An 8,035-nucleotide genomic window follows, 5' to 3' on the forward strand; every position below is an offset into this window, starting at 1 on the left:
CAACCGGACAATGCCGCCGTCGTTCAGCCGGTTGCGGTGGCGGTCGAAGCCAGCAGCCTGCGCGATCAGGTGGCGACGATCCGGCGGGCGCTGGCGGGATCGCCGGTTCGCAAATGGTTGCTGTGGACGTCGGTCGGTATCATGGCCGTGATCATCGCAACGTCGATCGGCCAGGTTCTGCTCAACCGCTGGAACCAGCCTTTCTACGATGCGCTTGCGCGCCGCGACATGGCGGCCTTCCTGCACCAGCTCCTCGTCTTCGCGATGATCGCCGGCGGGCTGCTGGTGCTCAATATCGGCCAGACCTGGCTCAACCAGATGATCAGGCTCAAACTGCGCGAGGCGCTGACGCTGGATCTGATCGATCAGTGGATGCGGCCGGCGCGCGCCTTCCGGTTGGCCAATGCCGGCGCCATCGGCGTCAATCCCGACCAGCGCATGCAGCAGGACGCCGCGCATCTGTCCGACCTGTCAACCGATCTCGGCGTCGGGCTGCTGCAGTCGTGCATCCTGCTCGTGTCCTTCGTCGGGGTGCTGTGGGAGCTGTCCTCGGGCTTCGTGTTCCACATCGGCGGGACCTCGCTGGCCATACCGGGCTACATGGTCTGGGCCGCTATCCTTTACGCCGGCATCGCCTCCTGGCTGAGCTGGCTGGTCGGGCGCCCGCTCATCCGCCTGAACAGCGACCGCTATACACGCGAAGCCGAGCTGCGCTCCTCGATGGTGCGCGTCAACGAGAATGTCGATGCCATCGCGTTGTATCATGGCGAGGCCGACGCCAGGCGGCGGCTCGAACTCGATCTCGGCACGGTGCTGGGCGCCATGCGGCGCATCTACACCGCCCAGATCAACCTGTCCTGGGTGACCGACACCTATGGCTGGATCACCCTCGTGGCGCCCATACTGGTCGCTTCGCCGGTCTATTTCTCAGGTGATATCAGCTTTGGCGGGCTGATGATGGCGGTCGGCGCCTTCAACCAGGTCCACTCTTCCTTGCGCTGGTTCATCAACAACATCGGCAGCATCGCCGATTGGCGCGCCACGCTGATGCGCGTGGCCGATTTCCGCATCGCGCTCGATGAAACCGATGCGCTGCACGACACGGAAAAGCGCATCGCCTTCGGCCAAAACGTCGATGGCAGCCTGACTTTCGAGAAGCTCGAAGTGACCTCGCCGGAGGGTTGCACCAGACTCGCCGATCCGCATGTCGAAATCCGCCCCGGCGAGCGCGTCATGATCACCGGCGACCCCGGTGCGGGCAAGACGCTGTTCTTTCGTGCCATTGCCGGCCTGTGGCCATGGGGAAGCGGCCGGATCGGCCTGCCGTCGGGAGAAACCCCCATATTCGTGCCGCGCGTGCCTTATTTTCCGGTCGGCACGTTGCGCGAAGTCCTCGATCACCCGAACGGGCCCGCGCCGGCGAACGATGCCTACATTTCGGCGGTGCTGGCCGAGGTCGGTCTGGGACGGCTGTCCTCATCGCTCGACCGTGCGGGGCGTTGGGACCATGAGTTGGGCGATGACGAACAACGCTCGCTGGCCTTCGCCAGGCTCGCGTTGCGGCAGCCGAAATGGGTGATAATCGACGAGGCGCTGGATGCGTTCGACGGCCCATCGCTAAGACGCGTGCTGTCGATGCTCGAGAAGCGTTTGCCGGGGACAGCGATCCTCAACATCGGGCGCGGCCAGCACAACAACCACTTCTTCCCGCGCGCGTTGACGATCGTCAAGGATTCCGGTGCGCCAGCCCTGAAGCCCGCCCGCGTCAGGGCCGGCGCGATCGAACCGCCGCCAGCCGCCGCTCGTCGCAAGAAATGAGCTGATTTCCGGGCGGGGGAAGCAAAGCTTTATTTTGCCGCGATCGCGAGGGAAGCTCCTCGGGAGAAACAACCCTGGCGACGGCCATGCTTCATGCCCTGCGCCTGCTTGCCTGTCTTGCCTGCGCCCAGGCTGCCCCGATGGCCTCGCCGGCGGATGCGCTCGCCGTCGACGTCGAGCTGGTGCTGGCGGTCGACATCTCGCTGTCGATGGACGAGAAGGAGTTCGCCCTGCAGCGGGCCGGTTATGTCGAGGCGCTGCGGCATCCCGACTTCATCAAGGCTGTCCGCGCCGGCGCCACGGGCCGCATAGCGCTGACCTATTTCGAATGGGCCGGCACGGTGCGCGACGACGCGGTCATCGGCTGGCAGATTATCGATAGTGCCGAGAGCGCGAACAGCTTTGCCGACAAGGTCGCGGCTCGCCCGTTCCGCAGCTTTCGCGGCACTTCGATTTCCGGCGCGCTGGCCTTCGGCACCGAGCTTTTCGACCGCACGTCTTTCCAGGGCGAACGCAGCGTCATCGACATTTCGGGCGACGGACCGAACAATATCGGGCCGCCGGTCACCGCGACGCGTGATGCGGCGACTGCCAAACGCATCGTCGTCAACGGGCTGCCGATCCTGATCAGCCCGTCGCCCACCTTCAGCCATCTCGACCAGTATTATGCGCAGTGCGTGATCGGCGGACCCGGTTCCTTCGTGCTGCCTATCTATGCCGCCGCCGAGTTTTCGACAGCCATCCGGCGCAAGCTGCTCCTGGAAGTGAGCGGCATTCAGGACGAGGTGAGAAGCATCCCCATCGACGCGGCGACGCCGATAGACTGCCTGCAAGGCGAACGGGACAGGCGGTTTCTATCGGATCCGTATTTTCCCGAACTTGACCGTTGAGCTCTCGACAGAGGGGTTAACGCGATCCGGAGGGAAAACCGTTCCACAATTTCCCGGAATCCCTCTCGGTTTAAGCGGGCCGGGCACCAAATTGATTGCGAAACTCGTTGGAGAGATCGCGGCGCCAGCGCCGGCCGTGGACATAGCCTTGCATCAATTCCGGCAGCGAATAGCCAAGCGTTTTGGATGAACGGTTGGCCATGTAGCCCTGAAATGCCTCCGGTATCCTGCCTCGCAGGATGTCGGCGATGAGTTGCCGCGAGATCATGTAAGGCGGAATGTGCGGGTAGGCATGGGCAATATGCGGATGTTTGCCCATCAGGTTCGCATAGGCCTCGACATAGCCGTCACGGCGGCCGGAAATCGAGTTCTCCGAATTGTATTTCGTCCAGTCCAGATCCCTGGACAACTGCGCACCGAAGCGCCGGGCAAGGCGCAGCAGCAATTCGCGATCCTGCATGCGGGTGATGTCGCTGTCGTAGCCGCCGATGGCCAGCAAGGCTTCGCGGCGAGCCGTGATCGCGGAGCCGGCAATGAAGATGGTCTGCCCAACCAGCGTCCGCTCAAGCATTGCGGGGCTCACGAACGCCTCGGGGTTGACGCAGTTTGTGATGCGACTGCCTTTCAGGGACACGAACGAACTGATCAGCACTTGCAGTACAGGATTTTCCTCGAACCAGGTCAGGGTTCGTTCGAGCCGGTGCGGCATGTAGATGTCGTCCGAATCGAGGAACGTCACCAACGGTGCCCGCGCGCGCTCGATGCCGGCATTCCTGGCTGCGTTGGCGCCTCGCCATTTCGCCCCGACATAGATCAGCCGCGGGTCCTGGATGCGGGCCAGCGCCGATTCGGTCCCATCGGTCGAACCATCGTCGACGACAATGTGCTCAAGCCTCGACATGCTCTGGGAGAGTACGCTTTCCACGGCGCGCAACACCGTTTCGCGTCGGTTGTGGGTCGGCGTAATGACCGTGATGAGAGGTGTCGGTTCGATGGTTTTGCCCATTTTGACCATAGTGCTTCAGCTATGTCCCACGTAGAGGGGCACGTTTTCAACCTTGTCCCGAACCAGCCCAAGGGCCATGGCCGCTTGTGCACAAAAAACCAGCGCGCAAAAGGCCAATCCGACGATCAGTGCAAACGGGATCTGCCATGCCGGCATTCCGAGCCGAGTTGCATGCGTCAGAATACGCCCGCCCACTTTCCAGGATGTCGAAAACCAACGTCTTGTCGCCTTCAGCACTCGCGCGGCTTGGGATGGCGATGCCAGTGCCACATATTTCCGGTCCGCATCGCGCCCGGTGACCAGGGCACGCCAAAAGAAAAACCGCCAACCGCGCGGAGGATAATGGCTGGCCCGGGCATCGACTCTGACAAAATCATGCCCGCTTGCTCGTAACTGGCTGGTGAGCAACGTGCAAGAAACCTTGAATCCATTGCTGGCCGGAAAGGGATGGCCGGCTAACCAGCTTCTGCGGAAGGCGCAATTGTTGGCGTTCATCGCGCGCTTGGAGGCAAAGCGTCGATCACCATCACGCAGCGGGAAGAACCACAGAAGCGCAAAGGTCCGCGAAGCGAAATCGTCACAGCCGAGATAGGTGTAACCGTTCACGGCGATCGTCTTCGGATCTTGGAGCGGTTTGAGAAGTGCCGACAGCCAGCCGTCTTCGATCACTGTATCGGAATCGCAGAAAATGACGATGTCGCCCTTGGCCAACGCGGCGCCTGCGTTCTTGACCTCATAGTACCGGCCGCCTGTGCAGGCGCTGAAGACCGTATTTGCTGCCATGCCAAGTTGCGGAACAATTTCGGTGAGACGATGCCGGAGAATCGGTGTGTCGGTATCTGGTCCGCTGTGAACGACGATGACCTCCGGTTTCAGGTATTGACCGGTTGTCGTCACGGCTTTTATTTCCCGTGCCAAAGCGCTGAACGAAACGCCGATCTCATCTTCATTGATGGACTTGGCGTTTTCCATTTCGACAACGATCGAATAGGTCAGGTTCCCCGCTCCGTGCTTCGCTCGGCATCGCGTCCGGCATGACGCTACGAAAAACATGCTCCCGTGTCATCATCTGGTTGCAGAGTTCAATCCGTCCGCAACCCCGAATTCGCAACCTTGCGTCTCAACGGCAACACCCTGAGGGCCGGAGACTGGAAACCGCCTCAGGATCGCGCAGGCCGATTCGTCTTGATCGCCTCATCTCATTCTTATTACTTTTGGGGTAATCGAATTCTGTCACGACCCTTGGCAATCTGTGCCTTCGGAGCCGGCAATCGGCTTCGATTGAAAGGGAGTGCACTTATGACCGCTTACGCCGTCGCCCATATGCGCCAAGCCACGATGGGCCCGCAGATCATCGAATACCTGCACAAGATCGATGCCACGCTGGAACCTTTCGGCGGCCGTTTTCTGGTCCATGGCGGCGATGTCGAGGTGATCGAGAACAACTGGCCGGGCCATCTGATCATCATCGAATTTCCCGACAGGCAGCATGTGCATGGCTGGTACAATTCGCCCGCCTATCAAGCGATTCTGGCGCTGCGCACGGACAATTCGGAGGCCGACGTGGTGTTTGCTGACGGCGTCGAACATCCGCACAAGGCCACGGACATCCTCGATTAGCTTGCGGCTACTGCCGTTTCAGCAGGAACACTGCCTGCTGGCCGAAGAAGTTCCAGAACCACCACGGCATCGACAGGCCGATCTTCTGGCCGTTGGCGTCGAGAGCGGTTGCCTTCTCGACGGTCGCGCCGAGTTCGTCGCACAGATTGACGAAGTCGCGGATGGTGCAGAAGTGGATGTTGGGCGTGTCGTACCAGGAATAGGGCAGGTCCTTGGTCACCGGCATGCGGCCGTTGACGAACAGTGACAGACGCACACGCCAATGGCCGAAATTGGGGAAGGAGACGATGGCGCGATTGCCGATCCTGAGCAGTTCGTCGAGCACCAGCTTCGGGTTGCGGGTGGCCTGCAGCGTCTGCGAGAGGACGACGAAGTCAAAGCCCTTGTCGGGATAGAATTCGAGATCCTTGTCGGCATCGCCCTGGATGACCGAGAGGCCGCGCGCCACGCATTCGTTGACGCCGCGCTGCGACAGCTCGAGCCCACGGCCGTCGACCTGCTTGCTGTCCTGCAGCAATTCGAGCAGCGAGCCGTCGCCCGAGCCGACATCGAGCACGCGCGACTGTGGTGGGATGAGGTTGGCGACGACTTCAAGGTCGGCGCGCTGGTCGCGGTTGACGCTCATAGGCCCAGCCCTCTCGCCCTGGCGGCCGAGCCGATGAAGCCGTTGATGGCGGCAAACAGTTCCGGCTCGTCGAGCAGGAATGCGTCGTGGCCGCGGTCGGTCTCGATCTCGACGAAGGATACCGATGCTCCGGCGGCGTTGAGCGCATGCACGATCGAGCGGCTCTCCTCGGTCGGAAAAAGCCAGTCCGAGGTGAACGACACCAGGCAGAAGCGGGTTTTCGTGCCGGCGAAAGCATCGGCCAGCCGGCCGCCATGGTCGGCGGCAAGGTCGAAATAGTCCATCGACCGCGTCATGTAGAGGTAGGAATTGGCGTCGAAGCGATCGACGAAGGTCATGCCCTGGTGGCGCAGATAGCTTTCGATCTGGAAGTCGGCGTCAAAGCCGAAGGTCAGCGCTTCGCGATCCTGCAGATTGCGGCCGAACTTGCGGTGCAGGGCGGCTTCCGACAGGTAAGTGATGTGGGCGGCCATGCGCGCCACCGCCAGGCCCTTTTCCGGGCGTTTACCGTGCTCGAAATATTTGCCGCCATGCCAGTCCGGATCGGCCATGACAGCCTGGCGGCCAACCTCATGAAAGGCGATGTTCTGCGAGGAATGGCGCGCGCCGGTGGCGATCGGCAGCGCCGAGAAGACGCGCTCCGGATAGCTCGACGCCCATTCCAGCACCTGCATGCCGCCCATCGAGCCGCCGAGCACGCAAAACAGTTTCTCGATGCCGAAATGGTCGATCAGCATCTGCTGCGCCCGCACCATGTCGCGAATGGTGATAATGGGCAGGTCAAGCCCGTAGGGCTTGCCGGTGGCGGGATTGGTCGAGGCCGGACCGGTGGACCCAAGGCAACCGCCGATAACGTTGGAGCAGATGACGAAGAAGCGATTGGTGTCGATGATCTTGCCGGGGCCGATCAGCACTTCCCACCAGCCAGGCTTGCCGGTCACCGGATTGGTGCTGGCGACGTGCTGGTCTCCGGTCAGTGCATGGCAGACGAGGATGGCGTTGGAGCGGGCATCGTTCAGCGTGCCGTAGGTCTGGTAGGCGATCTGGAACGGTGACAGCAGCGTGCCGGCGTCCAGCTTGAGCGGCTTGTCGGATCCAAAACGCAAAACCGGGCTCGACGGCTGGTCGACCTCGTTGTTGGTTTTGCGGGCGCGCAGAACGGCCATGACATCCATCTCACACTTTGAGCCCACGCATCGCGCTTGTCGAAAGTCGATGCCGATACGGGTGTCCGGCCGGGGCGGACAACAAAAAACCGGCATTGCAGTCGCAAAGCCGGTTACAGGATGCAAACGGCCCTTTAGCAAGTTGTTTAACGTGGCTGCAAGCCGACCGGCCAAATCACCACGGAAGTTCGCACCCCTTCTAGGGCTGTGGCGCGCCGTCGTCAACGGCCAGCCCTGGGCGATGGCTGTCGCCTCTCGACATTGCAGGCCACGGCTTGTATTTCCGCTGCGGCTTCCCTCAGGAAGCGTTCTCGACGGATTTTGCGACATGAGCCAGACACCGGACCAGGCACGTCCAACCCCGCGTGCGGGCATCATGGACATCGACGCCTATGTGCCGGGCAAGAGCACGGCGCCCGCCGGCGTCGCCAAGGTCCACAAGCTGTCATCAAACGAGAATCCGCTAGGGCCCTCGCCGAAAGCGATCGAAGCCGCGCGCGAGATTGCCGGCAAGCTCGACATCTATCCCGACGGCACCGCCAGGCGGCTGCGCGAAGCGATCGCCGAGGTGCACGGCCTCAACCCGCAGAACATCATCTGTTCCAACGGTTCCGACGAGATTCTCGGCCTGCTGGCGCAGACCTATCTGGCGCCCGGCGACGAGGCCGTCATCACCGAACACGCCTTCATGGTCTACAAGATCTACATCCAGTCGGCGGGTGCCGTTCCGGTGACGATCAAGGAAAGAGACGAGCGCGCCGACATCGACGCCATCCTGGCCGCGGTCACGCCGCGCACCAAGATCGTGTTCCTCGCCAATCCCAACAACCCGACCGGCACCTATGTACCGTTCCAGGAGGTACGCCGGCTGCATGCCACGCTGCCGAAGAACGTGCTTCTGGTGCTCGAC

General features: G+C 62.0%; 8 protein-coding genes and 1 riboswitch. Of the genes, 4 read left to right on the top strand and 4 right to left on the bottom strand.

Annotation, left to right across the window (positions count from 1 at the left end; genetic code table 11):
* Both EN750_RS09890 and EN750_RS09895 read left to right on the top strand, forming a co-directional pair.
* Positions 1–1,818: ABC transporter ATP-binding protein/permease (locus tag EN750_RS09890; protein ID WP_348629587.1), on the top strand; the 1,818-nt coding region annotated here is incomplete at its 5' end.
* An 86-nt stretch (positions 1,819–1,904) separates the two neighbouring features.
* Positions 1,905–2,708 carry a DUF1194 domain-containing protein gene (locus tag EN750_RS09895; RefSeq protein WP_127396309.1) on the top strand — a complete coding sequence of 268 codons (804 nt, stop codon included), beginning with the start codon at positions 1,905–1,907 and terminating at the stop codon, positions 2,706–2,708.
* Between the two features lie 70 nt (positions 2,709–2,778).
* Here EN750_RS09895 and EN750_RS09900 read toward each other — a convergent pair whose 3' ends face one another.
* The gene (locus EN750_RS09900; protein ID WP_127396310.1) at positions 2,779–3,714 is read right to left on the bottom strand and encodes a glycosyltransferase family A protein; all 936 of its coding nucleotides are present in this window, start codon (positions 3,712–3,714) and stop codon (positions 2,779–2,781) included.
* 15 nt (positions 3,715–3,729) lie between these two features.
* Positions 3,730–4,686: a glycosyltransferase gene (locus EN750_RS09905; RefSeq protein WP_245482664.1), complete on the bottom strand. Its 957-nt coding sequence runs from the start codon at positions 4,684–4,686 to the stop codon at positions 3,730–3,732.
* 327 nt (positions 4,687–5,013) lie between these two features.
* Between EN750_RS09905 and EN750_RS09910 the strand changes: the two genes are divergently transcribed.
* Complete coding sequence (locus tag EN750_RS09910) at positions 5,014–5,334, top strand: DUF1330 domain-containing protein (protein ID WP_127396312.1); 321 nt, start codon at positions 5,014–5,016, stop codon at positions 5,332–5,334.
* A 7-nt stretch (positions 5,335–5,341) separates the two neighbouring features.
* On the opposite strand, the gene metW is transcribed toward EN750_RS09910, so the two are convergent.
* Positions 5,342–5,959: a methionine biosynthesis protein MetW gene (gene metW, locus EN750_RS09915; RefSeq protein WP_127396313.1), complete on the bottom strand. Its 618-nt coding sequence runs from the start codon at positions 5,957–5,959 to the stop codon at positions 5,342–5,344.
* Positions 5,956–7,125 (bottom strand): homoserine O-acetyltransferase, encoded by a 1,170-nt coding sequence (locus EN750_RS09920; protein WP_127271091.1) that lies wholly within the window; start codon positions 7,123–7,125, stop codon positions 5,956–5,958. The genes metW and EN750_RS09920 overlap by 4 nt, the downstream gene beginning before the upstream one ends.
* 114 nt (positions 7,126–7,239) lie before the next feature.
* A riboswitch (SAM riboswitch) is annotated at positions 7,240–7,317 on the bottom strand.
* 136 nt (positions 7,318–7,453) lie between these two features.
* Between EN750_RS09920 and EN750_RS09925 the strand changes: the two genes are divergently transcribed.
* The coding region (locus EN750_RS09925; RefSeq protein WP_127396314.1) for a histidinol-phosphate transaminase at positions 7,454–8,035 on the top strand (582 nt) is incomplete at its 3' end.

Source organism: Mesorhizobium sp. M7A.F.Ca.ET.027.03.2.1 (assembly GCF_003999175.1).
GTDB lineage: Bacteria > Pseudomonadota > Alphaproteobacteria > Rhizobiales > Rhizobiaceae > Mesorhizobium.

What these genes read in the sequence shown, in the direction of transcription:
- EN750_RS09895 (WP_127396309.1), top strand. Translation starts at nt 1,905, where the DNA reads ATGCTTCATGCCCTGCGCCTGCTTGCCTGTCTTGCCTGCGCCCAGGCT.
- EN750_RS09900 (WP_127396310.1), bottom strand. Translation starts at nt 3,714, where the DNA reads ATGGGCAAAACCATCGAACCGACACCTCTCATCACGGTCATTACGCCG.
- EN750_RS09905 (WP_245482664.1), bottom strand. Translation starts at nt 4,686, where the DNA reads ATGGAAAACGCCAAGTCCATCAATGAAGATGAGATCGGCGTTTCGTTC.
- EN750_RS09910 (WP_127396312.1), top strand. Translation starts at nt 5,014, where the DNA reads ATGACCGCTTACGCCGTCGCCCATATGCGCCAAGCCACGATGGGCCCG.
- metW (WP_127396313.1), bottom strand. Translation starts at nt 5,959, where the DNA reads ATGAGCGTCAACCGCGACCAGCGCGCCGACCTTGAAGTCGTCGCCAAC.
- EN750_RS09920 (WP_127271091.1), bottom strand. Translation starts at nt 7,125, where the DNA reads ATGGCCGTTCTGCGCGCCCGCAAAACCAACAACGAGGTCGACCAGCCG.